At 74.4% G+C, this 16343-nt stretch carries 15 protein-coding genes; 5 read left to right on the top strand and 10 right to left on the bottom strand.

The annotated features are described in order from the left end of the window. Window positions 1-22: 22 nt before the first annotated feature. The 3 genes from ACH4SL_RS07640 to ACH4SL_RS07630 all read right to left on the bottom strand — a co-directional run bounded on the left by ACH4SL_RS07640 (window position 23) and on the right by ACH4SL_RS07630 (window position 2178). Window positions 23-826 carry a transglycosylase SLT domain-containing protein gene (locus ACH4SL_RS07640; protein ID WP_398442501.1) on the bottom strand — a complete coding sequence of 268 codons (804 nt, stop codon included), beginning with the start codon at window positions 824-826 and terminating at the stop codon, window positions 23-25. 280 nt (window positions 827-1106) lie between these two features. Beyond that, a complete protein-coding gene (locus ACH4SL_RS07635; protein WP_398442500.1) occupies window positions 1107-1424 on the bottom strand; it encodes a hypothetical protein in 318 nt (105 codons plus the stop codon). A gap of 64 nt (window positions 1425-1488) precedes the next feature. Next, entirely contained in the window at window positions 1489-2178 is a 690-nt protein-coding gene (locus ACH4SL_RS07630) for a DJ-1/PfpI family protein (protein WP_398442499.1), read from the bottom strand. A gap of 198 nt (window positions 2179-2376) precedes the next feature. Here ACH4SL_RS07630 and ACH4SL_RS07625 point away from each other — a divergent pair, with 198 nt between their 5' ends. Continuing rightward, the gene (locus ACH4SL_RS07625; protein WP_398442498.1) at window positions 2377-3315 is read left to right on the top strand and encodes a GlxA family transcriptional regulator; all 939 of its coding nucleotides are present in this window, start codon (window positions 2377-2379) and stop codon (window positions 3313-3315) included. A gap of 99 nt (window positions 3316-3414) precedes the next feature. On the opposite strand, the gene ACH4SL_RS07620 is transcribed toward ACH4SL_RS07625, so the two are convergent. From ACH4SL_RS07620 to ACH4SL_RS07605, 4 genes are all read right to left on the bottom strand, one after another. Then, a complete protein-coding gene (locus ACH4SL_RS07620; RefSeq protein ID WP_398442497.1) occupies window positions 3415-4917 on the bottom strand; it encodes a glycoside hydrolase family 6 protein in 1503 nt (500 codons plus the stop codon). Between the two features lie 268 nt (window positions 4918-5185). Further along, window positions 5186-6034 carry a universal stress protein gene (locus ACH4SL_RS07615; RefSeq protein ID WP_398442496.1) on the bottom strand — a complete coding sequence of 283 codons (849 nt, stop codon included), beginning with the start codon at window positions 6032-6034 and terminating at the stop codon, window positions 5186-5188. Between the two features lie 149 nt (window positions 6035-6183). Beyond that, window positions 6184-8109, bottom strand: a complete 1926-nt coding sequence (locus tag ACH4SL_RS07610; RefSeq protein WP_398442495.1) for a cellulose binding domain-containing protein — start codon at window positions 8107-8109, stop codon at window positions 6184-6186. Between the two features lie 307 nt (window positions 8110-8416). Beyond that, window positions 8417-9154 (bottom strand): TetR/AcrR family transcriptional regulator, encoded by a 738-nt coding sequence (locus ACH4SL_RS07605; protein ID WP_398442494.1) that lies wholly within the window; start codon window positions 9152-9154, stop codon window positions 8417-8419. Window positions 9155-9208: 54 nt separating this feature from the next. Between ACH4SL_RS07605 and ACH4SL_RS07600 the strand changes: the two genes are divergently transcribed. Next, window positions 9209-10357 carry an FAD-dependent oxidoreductase gene (locus ACH4SL_RS07600; RefSeq protein WP_398442493.1) on the top strand — a complete coding sequence of 383 codons (1149 nt, stop codon included), beginning with the start codon at window positions 9209-9211 and terminating at the stop codon, window positions 10355-10357. A 15-nt stretch (window positions 10358-10372) separates the two neighbouring features. Here ACH4SL_RS07600 and ACH4SL_RS07595 read toward each other — a convergent pair whose 3' ends face one another. Further along, window positions 10373-10933: a TetR/AcrR family transcriptional regulator gene (locus ACH4SL_RS07595; RefSeq protein ID WP_398442492.1), complete on the bottom strand. Its 561-nt coding sequence runs from the start codon at window positions 10931-10933 to the stop codon at window positions 10373-10375. A 182-nt stretch (window positions 10934-11115) separates the two neighbouring features. Between ACH4SL_RS07595 and ACH4SL_RS07590 the strand changes: the two genes are divergently transcribed. Next, window positions 11116-11568, top strand: coding sequence for a nuclear transport factor 2 family protein (locus ACH4SL_RS07590; protein WP_398442491.1), 453 nt, complete (start codon window positions 11116-11118; stop codon window positions 11566-11568). 4 nt (window positions 11569-11572) lie between these two features. Here the strand turns inward: ACH4SL_RS07590 and ACH4SL_RS07585 are convergent, their stop codons facing one another. After that, the gene (locus tag ACH4SL_RS07585; RefSeq protein WP_398442490.1) at window positions 11573-12967 is read right to left on the bottom strand and encodes a GH1 family beta-glucosidase; all 1395 of its coding nucleotides are present in this window, start codon (window positions 12965-12967) and stop codon (window positions 11573-11575) included. A 115-nt stretch (window positions 12968-13082) separates the two neighbouring features. After that, the gene (locus ACH4SL_RS07580) at window positions 13083-14303 is read right to left on the bottom strand and encodes a hypothetical protein (RefSeq protein ID WP_398442489.1); all 1221 of its coding nucleotides are present in this window, start codon (window positions 14301-14303) and stop codon (window positions 13083-13085) included. Between the two features lie 133 nt (window positions 14304-14436). On the opposite strand from ACH4SL_RS07580, the gene ACH4SL_RS07575 reads away from it, so the two are divergent. Both ACH4SL_RS07575 and ACH4SL_RS07570 read left to right on the top strand, forming a co-directional pair. After that, window positions 14437-15678, top strand: a complete 1242-nt coding sequence (locus ACH4SL_RS07575; protein WP_398442488.1) for a histidine kinase — start codon at window positions 14437-14439, stop codon at window positions 15676-15678. Next, window positions 15666-16316, top strand: coding sequence for a LuxR C-terminal-related transcriptional regulator (locus tag ACH4SL_RS07570; protein WP_398442487.1), 651 nt, complete (start codon window positions 15666-15668; stop codon window positions 16314-16316). Before ACH4SL_RS07575 ends, ACH4SL_RS07570 begins: the two co-directional genes overlap by 13 nt. The last annotated feature ends 27 nt before the right edge of the window (window positions 16317-16343 follow it).

Here is a 16343-nt window from a genome sequence, read left to right as displayed (position 1 = left end):
TATCGCTTTTTCCGGTGACGGATCAGTACGCGGAGTCGACGTTGTCCATCGTGCCGTAGCGGTCGGCCGCGTAATTGCAGGCGGCGGTGATGTTCGCGACCGGGTCGTAGATGTTGTGCGAGGTGCCGGCCACGTGGAAGCGGTTGAACGTCGGGTCGATCACCTGGAGCAGACCCTTCGAGGGAATGCCGTTGCGGGCGTTGATGTCCCACAGGTTGATCGCCTTGGGGTCACCGCTGGACTCGCGGATGATGTTGCGGTGGATTCCCTCGTACGTGCCGGGGATCCCCTTCTTGTGCATGATGTCCAGCGACTGCCGGATCCAGCCGTCGAGGTTGTTCGTGTAGTGCTTCGCGACCGGCTTGGCGGCGGGCTTGGCCGCGCTCTTCTTCACCGCGGCGGCGCGGTGCTCCGAGCGGTTCGCGGCGGCCTTGGCCTTCGCACGCTCGTTCGCCACCTTCGCCTCGGCCGCGGCCTTCTTCTTCGCGGCCGACGCGGTCAGGTCCGCCTTGGGCTGCGCCTTCGGCGCGGCCAGCGCGGTCTTCGGCGCCGCCTTCTGCTGCGTGGTACCGGCGGCCGCCTTCAGCTGCGCCGTACCGCTCTGCGCGCCCAGTTCCTTGGCGTGCGTGACAGCTGCGGCGGACACACCGGTCGTGCTGCTCGCCGCGGACGCCGAACCGGCACCGGCGGTCGCTTGCAGCCCGGTGACGGTCAGCACGACCGCAGCGGCGGCGCCTGCGCCGGCCGCGGTGACCTTGTGCTTGGTCGACATCTGGTTGAACTTCGCGAACGTCGGGCGCTTCTTCGGCATCGTGGGGAGCTGCATGGAGAAATTACCTCTTCCGTAGCGGGACCCCTGAATTGTTAGGGGGCGCGGAACCCCGGGTCAAAGACCCCCACTACGGTGCACTTTCGTAGCACGCATATCCGGCATTGATATCCGGTGCGACGACGCGACCGAGGCCTACTAAGCGGCTTCGTATGTGACCCGCGCCTCGTAGAGGGCATCACAAAGGGCCCGCACAGTTTTCACCGCGCGCGAGAAAAGGCCTGCGCTGCGTGAGCGGAAATGGTGACGGCGGTCACTCGGAAATCAAGGAGCTGGGTCACGCCCGGTGTTCCGGGACGGTCTCGCGCGTGCCGGTGACCTTCGACGACGGAAGGCGGCCGGCCTTGGAAGTGCCCTGGAGGGTGTCGCCGTCGACCGTCACGTCGAACGCCAGGTTCAGCCGCACGGGCTTGGTGACGGCCTGCTTCCAGGTGAGCCGGTCGCCGTCGAGGGTGATGTCGCCGAGCGGGACTTCCTCGCCGGCGCCGTGGGCGGTGCCGGTCAGGGTGCCGTCCTGCTCGCGGAGTTCGACCACGGCCTTGATCTTGCCGATGGGGGTGGAGATGGACAGGTTCCAGGTGCCTTCGACGGACATGCTGATGGTGTCTCCTGACGTGCGCGGAGGATGGTGGGCGGCTGGATCGCGAGGGGCCGGATGCCTAGAAGGCACTGGGCGTCGGGCCCTGCGGGCGCCAGACCGTGCCGCGGCGCTCGTGGGCGAACAGCTCTTCGACGGCGTGCGCGACGCGGGGGCCGACCTCACGCTCCAGCAGGTACAGGCCCAGGTCGAGCCCGGAGGTGACGCCGGCGCCGGTGACGAGGTCGCCGTCGTCCACGATGCGGGCGCGGACCGCGTGGGCACCGGTGGCGTCCAGCATGTCCAGGCCCATGTGGTGAGTGGTGGCGTGTCGTCCCTCCAGCAGGCCGGCCATGGCCAGGACGAGCGAGCCACCGCAGACCGTGGCGACCGTGGTGTCCGGGTCGTCCATGGCCAGCTGGAGAAGCGCGGGGAGCCCGGTGGTCAGCGTGCGGCCCAGCAGCACCGGGATGAGCTCGTCCTGCTGCCGCTCGCCGGCGCCCGCTTCCTCCTCCGGCACCTCGCCGGGCTCACCCACCCGGCCGGAGGCGCCGGGAATCAGGACCATGTCCGCACGCTCCGGGTCGAGGGCACCCGTGGCGCACAGCGCCAGCCCCTCGGTGCCGCTGATCACCTCCCGGGGGCCCTCCGCGGAGACCAACTCCACGGTCACCGCACCGTCCGATGCCTGACCGCCGGCGGAGAGCACCTCGTAGGGAGCGACGACGTCGAGCGGGTCGAACCCGTCGAACAAGACAACCTGCACGTGCATGAGCGTTCCTTCGGAATGGGGTTCTCAGCTCGGACACGTGGGAGTCAACCTCCTGCGGAACCCGGCGCCCAGTGGCATGAATGACATCTTTCAACGGAAAAATGCCACGCGCTTCCCGGGCCTCGGACGTCGGGTGACAATGAGGATGCCCCGATATCGGACCGCTGTGATCGAGCGGTGAGGAGGGAGGTTCCGGCCATGCACACAGTCGCCGTTCTCGCGCTGGACCAGGTGATCCCCTTCGATCTGTCCACCCCGATCGAGGTCTTCTCGCGGACCCGCCTGCCCGACGGGCGACCCGGCTACCAGGTCCGCGTGTGCGCCGAGGTCGAGGAGGTCGACGCCGGAGCCTTCACCCTGCGTGCCCCCTGGGGTCTGGAGGGCCTCCGGGACGCCGACACGATCATCGTGCCGGGCGTCAGCGATCCCGCGGCCCCGCTCACCCCCGCCGTACGGGACGCGCTGCGATCGGCCGCCGACGACGGCACCAGGATCGCCTCCATCTGCACGGGCACTTTCCCCCTGGCCTCCACCGGGCTCCTCGACGGGCTGCGCGGCACGACCCACTGGAGCGCGGCCGGGCTTCTGGCCACCCTGCACCCGGACGTCGACGTCGATCCGGACGTCCTCTATGTCGACAACGGCCAGTTCCTCACCTCGGCCGGCGCGGCCGCGGGCCTGGACCTGTGCCTGCACATGATCCGCCGTGACTACGGCTCGGCGGTCGCCGCCGACGCGGCCCGTCTCTCGGTGATGCCGCTCGAACGCGAGGGAGGCCAGGCGCAGTTCATCGTCCACGACCACGCCCCCGCACCGCAGGGCTCCGAACTGGAGGCACTGCTCACCTGGCTGAGGGGAAACCTGGCCCGCGAGCTCACCCTGGCCGATATCGCCGCGCACTCCGGTACCAGCACCCGGACCCTGATCCGGCGCTTCCGCGACCAGACCGGTACGACCCCGCTCCAGTGGCTCCACCAGGCCCGCATCCGCCAGGCGCAGCACCTGCTGGAAACCACGGACCACTCCGTGGAACGCATCGGCAGCCAGGTCGGCTTCGGGTCGCCCACCACGTTCCGCGACCGCTTCAAACGCACCACCGGCGTCAGCCCGCGAACCTACCGGCGCACCTTCAGCTGAACCAGCGGCCCCTCGGCGGGCAGGACAGTGCTCGCCGAGGGGTGCAGTCCCAGATCTCCAGTTGGGTGCCGTCGGCGGTGCCGCGACGCTGGGGGCGGATCAGGACACGGTGCAGGCGGCGCCGTTCAGGGTGAAGGCGGTGGGCGAGCCGGTGCCGTTGCCCGTCCCCTGGAAGCCGAAGCTCGTGGAGCCGGCGGCCGGGATGGTCCCGTTGTAGCCCAGGTCGGTGGCGGTCACGGCCGCGCCGGACTGGGTGGCGGCGGCGTTCCAGGCGCTGGTGATCTTCTGGTCGGCCGGGAAGGTCCACTTGAGCGACCAGCCGTTGACGGCGGTGCTGCCGGTGTTGCGCACGGTGACGTCCGCGGTGAAGCCGCCCGTCCAGGCACTGGAGACCTTGTAGGTGACGGAGCAGCCCGCACCGGCCGGCGGGGTCGTCGGGGGCGTCGTGGGCGGCGTGGTGGGAGGCGTCGTCGGAGGAGTGGTGGGCGGCGTGGTCGGGGGCGTCGTCGGAGGAGTGGTCGGCGGAGTCGTGGGCGGAATCGTCGGAGGGGTGCTCGGGTCCGACGCGCCCGCGGACGCGAGCTGGTAGGCCACGTCCGGCAGGAAGGTGCCCGCGGTACCTGCGCAGCCGTCCGCCTCGCCCGGCGGCTTCACCCAGAGGAAGGCGTCGATCGCCGGGTCACCGGTGTCGGTCGTGGGGTAGGTGCCGATCGCCCGGCCGGACGGGTCGCACCACTCCCCTCCCCCGGCGGGACCGTTGCCGTTGCGGCTGGTGTCGACGACGGCGTGCAGGTTGCCCGGGTTGCCCAGCGCGGACAGCACGTTCTTGGCGAAGTTGACCTCGTTCGCCGTGCTGTTGAAGTTGGAGACGTTGGTGAACAGGCCGTCGGCGTTGGTCAGGATGCCGGCGCTGCGCAGCCGGTTGGCCTGCTCGGAGGCGCTGTTCCAGGCCGAGTGGCCGCCGTCCAGGTAGACCTTGGAGCTGGGCGAGGCGGCGTGGATGGCGGCGCCCGCCCGGGAGAGCGCGGCGAAGCGGTCGGACTGCTGCTGCGCGGAAAGGCACGTGGTCAGGGCGATGGAGTCGGGCTCCAGGATGACGATCGACTGCCCGCTGCCCAGCCCGGCGGCGAAGTTGCCCACCCAGGTGTCGTACGCGGCCAGGTCCGGCGCGCCGCCGGCGGAGGCGCCGCCGCAGTCGCGGTTGGGGATCTCGTACACCGCCAGCACCGGCACCTGCCCGGCGGCGGCCGCGGCCGAGGTGACCTTCCGGACGTCGGCGGTGACGGTGGAGGGGCTGTAGTTGGAGAACCAGACCGCCTGCGGCTGGGAGGCGATCCGCCGGGCGATGACCGGCTCGCGGGAGTCGCCGGGGTTGGCGGCGACCCACCGGTTGACCTGGGACGTCGGGTCCTTGTAGAGCTGGGTGCCCGTGGGGAGGCTGCCCTGCGCCGCGGCGCCCGCGGAGATCTGGGTGCCCAGCGCGATACCGGCGGCGGCGAGCCCGGTGGCCAGGCCGAGCGCCACGGCCTTGCGCAGCCGGGGCCCGCGCGTGGCGGCCGCGGCCGGCCCGGCGGGGCGCGGGGTGCGGATGGGGGGTGTCACAGTCGTCCTCCGTGCTCTCGTGGGGGGAGAGGGCGGGCCCTCGGATGAGGGCCGGGTGCGGCGGGGGCTTTCCATGGGAGCGCTCCCGCGCAACCGGGCCCGAGCCTAGCCAGCGCGGCGGAGCTGCGAAATCCCTGCGCGCCATGCACTTTCCACCAAATGGGAGCGCTCCCACTCGCCGAACCGGCCACGCGGCCCGGATCCCGGGGGCACTCTGGTGCCGCCGGGGCCCGATACGTCGGAGGGGTCCGGCGGTCCGCGGCCTCGGTCAGCCGGTGCGCGGCACCACGGCCACCGGGCAGTCCGCGTGGTGCAGCAGGGCGTGGTTGACCGGCCCCAGGTGGAGCCCGACCGCGCCGTCGCGCCGCCGCGCGCCCACCACCAGCAGGTCGCTCGACGCCGAGGCCGCCAGCAGCGGCGTCCGCGCCTTCGCCTCGGTGGTGCTCGCGTGCACGGCGACCCCGGGGCTGTCGCGGCGGGCGTCGCGCAGCGCGTCGTCGAGGACCCGCTCCGCCGCGGCTTGGCCGCCGCCCGCGTCCCCGTCGCCGTCCGGGCTGCGCCAGGCGTGCAGGGCCTCGACACGCACGCCGCGCGCCGCGGCCGTACGGAAGGCGAACCGCACCGCGTCGGCCGCGTCGTCCGGCCCGCCCACGCCGAGGGTGACGCGGCCGAAGCGCCCGGCCACGTTCGCGTCCCCGCCGCGGACCACGACGACCGGGCAGGACGCCTGGCCCGCCACCGTGAGGCCGACCGACCCCAGCAGCATGTCGGTGAGCTCGCCGCGGCCGCGGTTGCCCACCACCAGCGCGTACGCCTCGGGCGCCGCGCGCAGCAGGGCTCCGAAGGGGTCGTCGGCGACGTCCTGCGCCGTCAGCGGCACGCCGGGGCCGAGGCGGGCCGCCCGCTCACGGGCCGCGTCCACCACGGCCTCGTCCGCCGCCGGCTGCCCCGGCCGTACGGCAGCGAGCTTCGGGGCGGGCCGCACGTACCGGTCCCACAGCGACGCGTGCAGGATGCGCAGCGGCAGCTCCAGCCGCGCGGCCTCGTCGACGGCCCAGTCCAGGGCCCGCAGGCTCGCGTCGGACCCGTCGACGCCGACCGTCAATGGCTTCGTCATGACCGCCCACCCGCTTCCCGGCCGCACACCGTCCCGTACCGCCTCCTTCCACCGTGCGCCCTCCGGCCGCGCGCGGCCAGACGGCCGGGGCCCCGCGGTCCCACGCGGCGGTCGGCCCGTGCGGGCCGGCCGCCGCGGTGGGCCGCCGGTCAGGCCGTCGTGCAGGTGCCGCCGTCGAGGGTGAAGGCGGCCGGCGCCGGGTTGCTGCCGCCCTGGTTCGCCAGGAAGCCCACGGTCACCGAGCCGCCCGCGGGGATGGTGCGGGTGTAGTCGGCCGGGGTCACGGTCACCGCCGCGCCGCTCTGCGCGGCCGTGCCGCCCCACATCTGGGTGATGGTCTGGCCCGCGGTGAAGGCGAAGGCGAGGCTCCAGCCGGAGCGCGCGGCCGCGCCGGTGTTGCTGATGACGATCTCGCCCTGGAAGCCGCCGCTCCAGCTGTTCGTGACCCGGTAGCCGACCCCGCAGCCGCCCGTGGAACTCCCGGCGGACGTGGTGAGGGTGACCCTGGCGGAGCGGGCCGAGCGGTTGCCGGCCGCGTCGCGCGCGTAGACCGCGAAGGTGTAGGCGGTCGCGGCGGCCAGGCCCGTGACGGTGGCCTGGCTGGTGGTGGAGGTCGCGGCGGCCGTCTCCGTACCGCCGCTGACCCGCACCACGTCGTAGCCGGCCACGCCGGTGTCGTCGGTGGAGGCCGGCCAGCTCAGCGTGGCGGAGGTCGCGGTGACCGCGGTGGCCGCGGGCGTGCCCGGCGTGCTGGGCGGCTTAGTGTCGGTCCCGCCGGAGGGGCCGGTCGTGACGACGAAGGTGGTGACGCTCTGGGCGGGGAGCGTGCCGGTGAAGGTGCCGTTCGCGACGGCGGGCCCGCTCTGGGCCGCCAGCGTCCTGGTCGCGTCCGTGACCCAGCAGCTCACGGCGGACGCGGTGGTGCCCGCCAGCGTGAAGGGCTGGGTCGCCGCGGCCGTACCGGTGTTGACGGCCACCACGACCACGGAGGAGCCGTCGGTGTAGGCGGACGTCCAGACGTTCGTCTGCGGGGTGGCGGCCGCGTCGATCCGCGCGTACCCGGGGCGGACGAACTTCGAGAAGTGCGCCATCATCGCGCCGCGCTTGCTGATCTGCCCGTCCTCGCGCAGGGGCCCGTAGGAGCGCCGGATGTACCACCACACGTACGCCTGGAATTCCGCGTCCACCAGGGCGTGGTGCATGTGCTCCGCGACGCCGAGCGAGGCCGGCCACAGGTCCGCGGAGTCGGTGCTGTTGGGGTAGTAGACCTCGGTCATCCACAGCTCCCTGCCCTGCCCCTTCTGCTGGAAGAGGGGGTAGGGGAAGTCCGCGTAGGACGTGCCGTAGAGGTGGGCCCCGAGGATGTCGAGGTTGGCGAGCGCCGCGGCGTCGTTCAGGATCGGGTCGGACATGCTCTTGACGTACTGGAAGGACTCCGGGGCGATGACCCGGGTGCCGATCGAGCCGGCGTTGTCCCGCAGGAAGGTGACGATCTCGGCCGCGGTCCACCACGTCCAGTCCTGGGCGTAGTCGGGCTCGTTCTGGATCGAGATCGCGTACAGGTCCACGCCGTTGCTCTTCATGAAGGCGTGGAAGTCGTTGAGGTGCTGCGCGTAGGCGGCGTAGCTGTCGTGGCGCAGGCGCTTGGCGTCGGTCTGGCTCCCGCGGACGAAGGTCTCGACCAGGGCGGCGGGCGGATTCCACGGCGAGGCGAAGACGAGGGCCCCGAGGGCGGCCGCGCGCTGGGCGGTCGCCACTTCGGCGCTCCAGTTCGCGGAGTTCTCGTCGATGTGGATGCGCAGGATCGAGAAGCCGAGCTGGCCCGTCCCGTTGCCGAAGGCCGTGTCGCGCTGGGCGGCGGTCAGGTCGCCCGCCCAGGCGGGGTGGTTCATGCCGCCGAAGCCGCGGATCGTCTGCCGCCGCTTGCCGGGGTCGACGACGACGGCAGCGGCCGCCGCGGTGGCCGGCGGCAGCGCGACGGCGAGGAGTGGGAGCGCTCCCATCGCCGCCAGCACGGCCCTGCGGCGCAAGCGTTGCGGTCCGGGAGCGGTCGATTCGTCCTGTGGTGAGGTCATGGCTGTCTCCTGTGCCTCGGTGGGGGGATGCGCCGGTCGGGGCCGGGCTGGGCCCGGACCGGGCAGGGGCGACGCCGCGGGCGCGTACGGGGCGCGGAGGAGCATCGAACCGTCCTCGCGTGGGGGGGAGGAGCCGGTCGGGGGGCACCGCGTGAGCGCTCACATGCGGCGGTCGGGCGGCGTTGCGGAGCGGAGCCCCGCACGGGGCGGGGCGGTCCGAACGGAGAATGTAGGCGACGGCCGCCCCGTCGGCAAGGGAGCGGGGCTCCCGGCGCCGCCGCACACCGGCGCCCCCGGGAGCGGGGCGTCACTCCCCCGCGGGCTGCGCGAGCCTGGCGGCCACGGCGTCGAGGATCCACTCCAGGCCGATCGCGAAGGACGTCGCGGCGTCGACGTCCGTGCCGTCGTGGACGGCCCTGGACAGCGTCGGGAAGCGGCCCGTGGCCAGCATCCTCGTCAGGTGCGGGCCGGACGCGCGCTGCCACTCGCGCTCGGACAGGCCCGTGGCGCGCTCGGCCCGCAGGCGCGCGACCTCGCGCCGGATCGCGCCGGTGACGTAGGCGTTGACGGTCTCCACGGCGCGCATCGCGGTGTCGATGTCGGTGTGCCCTTCGAGGGCGGCGAGCGTCGCCTCGCCCACGGCGAGGCCGTTCGGCCCCAGGGCCGGGCGGCCGCCGAGCAGGTCGGCCAGCCACTCGTGGCGCAGCGCCGTCCGCCGGGTGCCGTGGGCGAGGGCGTGCAGCGCCGCCCGCCAGTCGCCGGGCGGCCCGGCGGGCAAGGCCTCGGCCCGGACCTCGTCGCCGGGCGGCCCGGCGGGGACGATCTCGGCCCGGACCTCGTCGAGCATGAGGTCGAACAGCTCCTCCTTGGTGGCGATGTAGCCGTACAGCCGCATCGGGCCGGCGTTCAGCCGGGCGGCGACCTTGCGCAGCGACACCGCCTCCAGCCCGCCCTCGTCGGCCAGCGCGACGGCGGCGACGACGATCCGCGCCCGGTCGAGCGGTACGGGGCGGGTCGGCGGCTCGGGGCGGTCCCACACAGTCATGGCCACCACCGTACTGTTGCCGGACACCGCATCGGATCAATACAGTGTATCGACATGAGACACCGCATCGCAGTGGTCGGCGGCGGACCCGCCGGCCTCGCCTTCGCCCGCGTCATGCACCGCCACGGCCACCGCGTCACCGTCCTGGAGCGCGACTCCTCCCCCCACGCCCGCCCCCCGGGCGGCACGCTCGACCTGCACGCGGGGCTCGGCCGGCTCGCCCTCGACAAGGCCGGGGTGCTCGCGGAGTTCACGGCGCTCTCCCGCCCCGAGGGGCAGGCCATGCGCATCCTCGCCACGGACGGGACCGTCCTGCGCGACTGGCGGCCCCGGCCGGACGACCTGGCCAACCCCGAGATCGACCGCGGCCAGCTGCGCGACCTGCTGCTCGGCCCCCTCGACGTCCGCTGGGGGCACGCCGTGACGCGGGTCGAGCCGGGGACGGCGGAGGGCACGGTGGTCCACGGCGCGGACGGGCGGCGGGAGGCGTTCGACCTTGTCGTCGGTGCGGACGGCGCGTGGTCCCGGGTCCGCCCGGCCGTCTCGCCGGTGACGCCGCACTACACCGGGGTCACCGCGGTCGAAACCTCTCTGGACGACATCGACACCCGCCACCCCGGCCTGGCCCGGCTGGTCGGCGACGGCTCGCTGGCTGTGTACGGCGTGAACCGCTCGCTGGTCGCGCAGCGCAGCAGCGGCGGGCACGTCAGGGTGTACGCGCAGTTCCGCGCCCCGCTGGACCACCGGCCCGCGGGCACGGTCACCGACCCGGCGGGCGTCGAGGCCGTGCGCTCGGAGCTGCTGGCGCTGTTCGAGGGCTGGGCCGAGCCCGTCCGCGAACTCCTGCGGCACGGCGCCGCCTTCACCCGCCGCCCCCTCCACGTCCTGCCGGTCGCCCACACCTGGACCCACGTCCGCGGGGTGACGCTGCTGGGCGACGCCGCCCATCTGATGCCCCCGCTGGGCGCGGGCGCGAACCTCGCGCTGCTGGAGGGCGCGGAACTGGCCGATTCCCTCGCCGAATCCCTCGCCGCGGACCCCGCCGACCCCACGGGCCTGGACGCCGCCGTCCGCGCCTTCGAGGAGCGGATGTGGGCGCGGGCCGCCCGGTGGGCGGCGCGGACGGCGGCGGGCCTGGAACGCCTGGTGAGCCCGGACCCCGCCGCGGCCGTCGCCCTCTTCGACGAGGTCCAGCCGTCCTGACGGGCCGCGGCGGCGCTACGGCCGGGCGGCCAGTCCGTCGCACAGGACGGCCACCACGAGGTCCTGGTCCACCGGGGCGGCCGGGTCGCGCGGGCGGGCGCGCAGCGCGTGCAGCAGGCCGGACAGGAGGGCCATCAGCTCGGCGGCGCCGAGGTCGGGGCGTACGGCGCCGCTGCGCTGGGCCCGCGCGAGGAGGCGGCCGACCTCCTCGCGCAGCTCGGCCGCGGTGTCGGCGACGGCGGTCCGCACCTCCGCCCCGGCGCCGCCCAGCGCGTCGACCAGGTCCTGCTTGGGGGCGGCCTCGCGCACCATGTGGGCGACGAAGCCGAAGAAGGCGGCGCCCGGGTCGGGGTCTTGCGCCGACTCCCGTGCGCGGGCGACGAGTTGGCGCAGCCGCTCGTGGACGACGGCCTCGAAGAGCGCCTCCTTCGTCGGGAAGTGCCGGTAGAGGGTGCCGGGGCCGACACCGGCCCGGCGGGCGACGCTGTCCAGCGGCACCCCGATCCCCTCCTCGGCGAAGGCGTCCTGCGCCGCTCGCAGCAGCAGGTCGCGGTTGCGCCGCGCGTCGGCCCGCATGAACCCTCCGCCTCTCTCTCCGGTAAACCCCTGTAAGCGGGGCGCACTCTCCGGTACCGTCCAACCGGGGCGCACTCTCCGCTTCTGCCGTACCGCTCCCGGTCCGGCCCCCGAAGCCTGGCCCCGCGACCCCTGCCCCGGCAACCCGGGGCGCAGCAGCCCGGCCCCGGAAGGACACCAGCATGCCGAGCACCGCCCGCGAGACCGCCGAACGCTTCCTCACCGCCACGACCGGGGCCGACCCGGGGGATCTCGCCGACTGCTACGCCCCGCACACCGTCATCGAGATGCCCTTCGCCCCGCCCGCCCTCCACCCCGCCCGCACCGAGACCGACCGGGAGTCCCTGCGCGCCCGCTTCCGGGCCGGTGCAGCCGTACGCCGGTACGAGCGCGTCACCGGCGCGACGGTGCACGAGACGGCCGACCCGGAGGTCGTGATCGTCGAGTACGACCTGCACGGACGGCTGCTCGCCGGCGGGGAGCCGTTCACGCTGTCGTTCCTGATGGTGATGACGGTCCGGGACGGCCTGATCGTGCACACCCGCGACTACGCCGACCCGATCGCCGGCGCGACGGCCCTCGGCCGCCTGCCGGAACTCCTCGAAGCCCTCGCCGCCGCGGGCCAATACAGCTAGGGCGTCAGTTCCCGTGTGCCGCGCGCTCGGCGGCGATGAAGTCGCGGTACCAGCGGTAGCTGTCCTTGGGGGTGCGCCGGAGCGTGTCGTAGTCGACGCGGACGATGCCGAAGCGGCGGTCGTAGCCGAAGGCCCACTCGAAGTTGTCCAGCAGGGACCACACGTAGTAGGCGCGCACGTCGACGCCCTCGGCGACGGCCTGGGCCAGCGCGTCGAGGTGGTCGCGGAGGTAGTCGACGCGGTCGGCGTCGTGGACCGTGCCGTCGTCGCCGGGGACGTCCGCCTCGGCGGAGCCGTTCTCGGTGACGACGATCGGCGGCAGGTCCGGGTAGCGGCGGGTGAGGTCGACGAGCAGGTCGCGGAAGGAGGAGGGGACCACCGGCCAGCCCATGGTGGTGCGGCGGGCGGCCGGGTCGCCCCAGGTCTCCGCGGCACGGATGTCGACGGCGGTGCGCAGCGCCGGGTCGGGCTGCTGCCAGGGGGCGTCGGCGACGGTGATGGGCCGGTAGTAGTTGACGCCGCAGAAGTCCAGCGGGCGGGAGGCGAGCGCGAGGTCGCCGTCGCGGCGGAAGGAGAAGTCGCTGATGCCGCCCCAGACGTCCGCCTCGCCGTCGGGGTAGCGGCCGAGGAAGATCGGGTCGAACCAGCAGCGGTTGTGCAGGATCTCGGCGCGCGCCACGGCCTCGGCGTCCGCCTGCGAGCCGGTGGCGGGCAGCAGCCGGTCGGGGTTGAGTGCGATGCCGACCTCGCGGGCCCCGGCGGCGCGCAGCGCGTCGACGGCCAGGCCGTGCCCGACGAGCAGGTGGTGCACGACGGCGAGCGCGCCGTCGCCCTCGCGGGTGCCGGGGGCGTGGCGGCCGACGGCGTGGCCGACGAACGCGGTGCAGAAGGGCTCGTTGAGGGTCATCCAGCGCCCCGCCCGGTCGGCGAGGCGGTCGGCGACGACGGCCGCGTAGTCGGCGAAGGCCTCGGCGGTGTCGCGGACCCGCCAGCCGCCCGTGTCCTCCAGGGCCTGCGGGAGGTCCCAGTGGTAGAGGGTCGGGGCCGGTTCGACGCCCGCGGCGAGCAGCTCGTCCACCAGCCGGTCGTAGAAGTCGAGCCCGGCCGGGTTGACCGCCCCCCTGCCCTCCGGGACGATCCGCGGCCAGGCGATCGAGAAGCGGTAGGTGTCGGCGCCCAGGTCGCGCAGCAGGGCGACGTCCTCGGGGTAGCGGTGGTAGTGGTCGCACGCGATGTCGCCGGTGGCCCCCTCGGCGGTGGCGCCGGGCGTCCGCGCGTAGGTGTCCCAGATGGACACGCCGCGACCGTCCTCACCGGTGGCGCCCTCGATCTGGTAGGCCGCGGTGGCGGCGCCGAACCGGAAGCCGCGCGGGAAACGCGGGGCGGGGGCGGACGTCATGGGGTGGCTCCTCGTCTTGTCGATCTTCGCGGCCGCCACATTACGCGGCGGCCGCGGCGACCGGAGGACGGCGTCCCGGCGGGCGGGCCGCGGAGCCCGCCCGCGGGGCCGCAGGTCACACCCGGCTGACCACTCCGCAGTCGCCCTTGGTGTCGAGCGGCTTGCTGCGGTCGTACGGGTCCGTGGCGGGGCCGGTGGGGGTGATCTTCGGAGCGGCCTCGGGCAGCGGGTGCACGTAGCCGTCGTCGATGTCGCACTGGGAGCCGCCGAAGGAGGCGGTGCGCGACACGATCCACACCTTGCCGCGCGGCACTTGCGGGGCCCACTCGGCGTCCACCTCGCGCCGTACGACCAGCCGGGCCACCTGCCCGTTCGCGTCCCCGGCCTTCGTGAAGGCGTAGACGAAGGTGTAGTCGGTGTGCACGCGGACGGCGCCGTGGGCGGCCTTGGCGAAGGTCATCCGGCCGCGGACCTTGATCACCTTGCCCACCGGCTGGACCTCTTTCGGGTCGTAGCGGGTGACCCAGGTGGTCGGGTTCTTCTTCTTGCTGGGCGCGTGCACCGCGGCCTTCATCTCGGCCGGCTCGCCGCTGGCCGGGTCGACCAGCCGCGCGGCCGCGGTCGGGGAGCCGCCGCGCAGCACCGCCGGATCGAGGTTGGTCGCCACCAGGTAGGCCCGGGTCGTCTGCAGGACGGCGGCGACCTGCTTGGCGCTCAGGCTGCCGACCGCGGTGGCGTGCGGCACCTCGATGCCGGCCGCGCCGTCGGCCCAGGCGAGAGCGGGCGAACCCGCGAAGGGGTGGCTGACGGTGGGCATGTCGGGGTCCACGGGCGGTGGCGGCGCGGTCGGCGCCGCGGTCTCCGGCGGGAGCGGCGTGATGGGGCTCTTGTCGGGGCCGGAAGCGTTCTCGCCGCTGCCGGAGGAATGCCGGTGACCGCGCACCAGCGCCCGTGCACCCGACGGGTTGAGGGCGATCAGCGCGAGCGCGGCCAGCACCACGACGACCACCCCCGTGCGCGCCAGGTCCCGCCACGGCCGGTGCTCGGCGCGCCGCATCTCCCGCCAGGCGGGCCCGGTCCGCCACCCCGCCGGCTCCTGGGGCCTGCGCTCCTTGCGGCCCCACCGGCGCTTGGCCGCGGCCCGCTCCCGCTCCGCCGCCTCCGCGTCCTCGCGCCGCAGCCGCTCGGTCACCATGCGCGCGCGGGCCGAGGGCTCCTTCGGCGCACTGGCCCGGATCTTGCCGGGGGTGTCGTCCGCGAACTCCTCCCACACCGTGTCAGGTACGGCGGACGGCTCGTCGTCTTCCTCGCGGGGAGGAGGGGATGCAGTTGTCATCAAATACCCTTGATCTCGCCTGAAGTCGGCAGAGATTACCGCATCCGGGAACACCTGTTCGCACGGCCCCGCCCCGTCGAAGGTGTAGCGCGCTCCACTGTGCCGGGAGGCCGGGGCCGGAAGACTGGACGACGTGAAATCGATACCGAAGGTGTGGATGAGCGCGCCGAAGTCGGCGCGGGCCGCCGGGTATTGCGCGGTCACGTTCCTCCGCGGGCTGCTGCTGGTCGTACTGGTGCCCGTGCTGGTGTATTCGGCGGTGCTGTGCCTGGTCGGCCTGGGCCTGCTCGTGCTGCCGGTGGAGCTGCGGCTGCTGCGGCGGCTGGCCGACGGCGAGCGTGCGCGGCTGGGACGGTGGGCCGCGGCCGCCGCCCCGGCCGGGCCGCACGAGGGGCGCCGCCTGGCGGCGGCGCTGTCCGACCCGGCGACGGGCCGGGATCTGCGCTGGGCGCCCGCCGCGATGGTGGCCGGCACCGCGCTCGGGCTGCTCGGCGCCGCGCTGTTCGTCCTCCCCGCGGCCGTGGCCGTCCTCGCGTGCCTGTGGTGGCTGTTCCCCGCGGACCAGCCGATCCGGCTGCTGCTGGACCTGCCCGTGGACAGCTGGTGGGCCGTGCTCTACGCCGGGGCACCCGACCTCCTGCTGAGCGTGCTGCTCGCGCTGGTGGGCCCGCCCCTGGTGGCCCGGCTCGCGGCGTCCGTGAGCCGGTGGCTGCTCGCCCCGTCGCCGGCCGCGGTGCTCGCCGAGCGGGTGTCGGCGCTGGACCGTACGCGGACCGGGGCGCTCACCGCGCACGGCAGCGAACTGCGCCGCATCGAGCGGGATCTGCACGACGGCACCCAGGCGCGGCTGGTGTCCCTGGCCATGCAGCTCGGGCTCGCCGAGCGGACGCTCCCCACCGACCCCGCCGCCGTGGGCCCGCTGCTGGCGCGGGCGCGGGAGGGCGCCGAGGAGGCGATGGCCGAGCTGCGCGACGTGCTGCGCTCGGTCTACCCGCCGGTCCTCGCCGACCGGGGCCTGGCGGGCGCGGTCTCGGCGGTCGCCGCCCGCTGCCCCGTACCGGTGGCCGTGGACGTCGGCGAGCTGGGCGAGGTGCCGCCGCACGTCGAGGCGGCCGTGTACTTCGCCGTCACCGAGGCCCTCACCAACGCGGCCAAGCACGCCCACGCCGCTTCCGTGACGGTGACCCTGGCCCGGTCCGGCGGCGGCGTCCGCGCGGAGGTCGGTGACGACGGCCGGGGCGGGGCGGTGGAAGGCGGGGGTACGGGGCTGCGCGGCATCCGGCAGCGCGTCGAGGCGGTGGACGGCACGCTGCGGGTGCAGAGCCCGCCGGGCGGACCGACGACGGTCACCGTGGAGTGCCCGTGCGCATCGTGATCGCCGAGGACAACGCGCTGCTCGCGCAGGGGCTCTCCGCGATGCTGACGGCCGTGGGCAACGAGGTGCTGGCCACGACGGGGGACGCCGCCTCCTTCGTGGCCGCCGCCGTCTCCCGGCGGCCCGACGTCGCCGTGGTGGACGTCCGCCTGCCCCCGTCCTTCACCGACGAGGGCGTCAGGGCGGCGCTGCGCGCCCGGGAGCGCGTCCCCGGCCTGCCGATCCTGGTGCTGTCGCAGTACGTCGAGGACACCTACGCCCGCGAACTGCTCGCGGACGGCGGCGGGGTCGGCTACCTCCTCAAGGACCGGGTGGCCCGCGTCGACGACTTCCTCGACGCGCTGCGCCGGGTGGCGGCCGGTGGCACCGCCCTGGACCCCGAGGTGGTCCGCCAGCTGTTCACGGCCCGCGGCAACCCGCTGGCGCGGCTCACCGAGCGCGAGCGCGAGGTCCTGGCGATGATGGCCCAGGGCTACGGCAACTCCGAGATCGCCGCCCGCCTCACCGTCACCGGGCGGGCCGTCCACAAGCACGTGGGCAACATCTTCCTCAAGCTCGACCTCCCTCCCGAGGAGAGCGGCCACCGCCGGGTCCTCGCCGTCCTGGCCTACCTGGGCGCCCCGCAGCGCGAACGCTGACGCCCGGGGAGGGCCTCCCCGGGCGTC

It is taken from the genome of Streptomyces sp. NPDC021020, from assembly GCF_044333285.1.
GTDB lineage: Bacteria > Actinomycetota > Actinomycetes > Streptomycetales > Streptomycetaceae > Actinacidiphila.
This window is presented reverse-complemented; position numbering and strand designations above follow the sequence as displayed.

What these genes read in the sequence shown, in the direction of transcription:
- ACH4SL_RS07640 (WP_398442501.1), bottom strand. Translation starts at nt 826, where the DNA reads ATGCAGCTCCCCACGATGCCGAAGAAGCGCCCGACGTTCGCGAAGTTC.
- ACH4SL_RS07635 (WP_398442500.1), bottom strand. Translation starts at nt 1,424, where the DNA reads ATGTCCGTCGAAGGCACCTGGAACCTGTCCATCTCCACCCCCATCGGC.
- ACH4SL_RS07630 (WP_398442499.1), bottom strand. Translation starts at nt 2,178, where the DNA reads ATGCACGTGCAGGTTGTCTTGTTCGACGGGTTCGACCCGCTCGACGTC.
- ACH4SL_RS07625 (WP_398442498.1), top strand. Translation starts at nt 2,377, where the DNA reads ATGCACACAGTCGCCGTTCTCGCGCTGGACCAGGTGATCCCCTTCGAT.
- ACH4SL_RS07615 (WP_398442496.1), bottom strand. Translation starts at nt 6,034, where the DNA reads ATGACGAAGCCATTGACGGTCGGCGTCGACGGGTCCGACGCGAGCCTG.
- ACH4SL_RS07610 (WP_398442495.1), bottom strand. Translation starts at nt 8,109, where the DNA reads ATGACCTCACCACAGGACGAATCGACCGCTCCCGGACCGCAACGCTTG.
- ACH4SL_RS07605 (WP_398442494.1), bottom strand. Translation starts at nt 9,154, where the DNA reads ATGACTGTGTGGGACCGCCCCGAGCCGCCGACCCGCCCCGTACCGCTC.
- ACH4SL_RS07600 (WP_398442493.1), top strand. Translation starts at nt 9,209, where the DNA reads ATGAGACACCGCATCGCAGTGGTCGGCGGCGGACCCGCCGGCCTCGCC.
- ACH4SL_RS07595 (WP_398442492.1), bottom strand. Translation starts at nt 10,933, where the DNA reads ATGCGGGCCGACGCGCGGCGCAACCGCGACCTGCTGCTGCGAGCGGCG.
- ACH4SL_RS07590 (WP_398442491.1), top strand. Translation starts at nt 11,116, where the DNA reads ATGCCGAGCACCGCCCGCGAGACCGCCGAACGCTTCCTCACCGCCACG.
- ACH4SL_RS07585 (WP_398442490.1), bottom strand. Translation starts at nt 12,967, where the DNA reads ATGACGTCCGCCCCCGCCCCGCGTTTCCCGCGCGGCTTCCGGTTCGGC.
- ACH4SL_RS07580 (WP_398442489.1), bottom strand. Translation starts at nt 14,303, where the DNA reads ATGACAACTGCATCCCCTCCTCCCCGCGAGGAAGACGACGAGCCGTCC.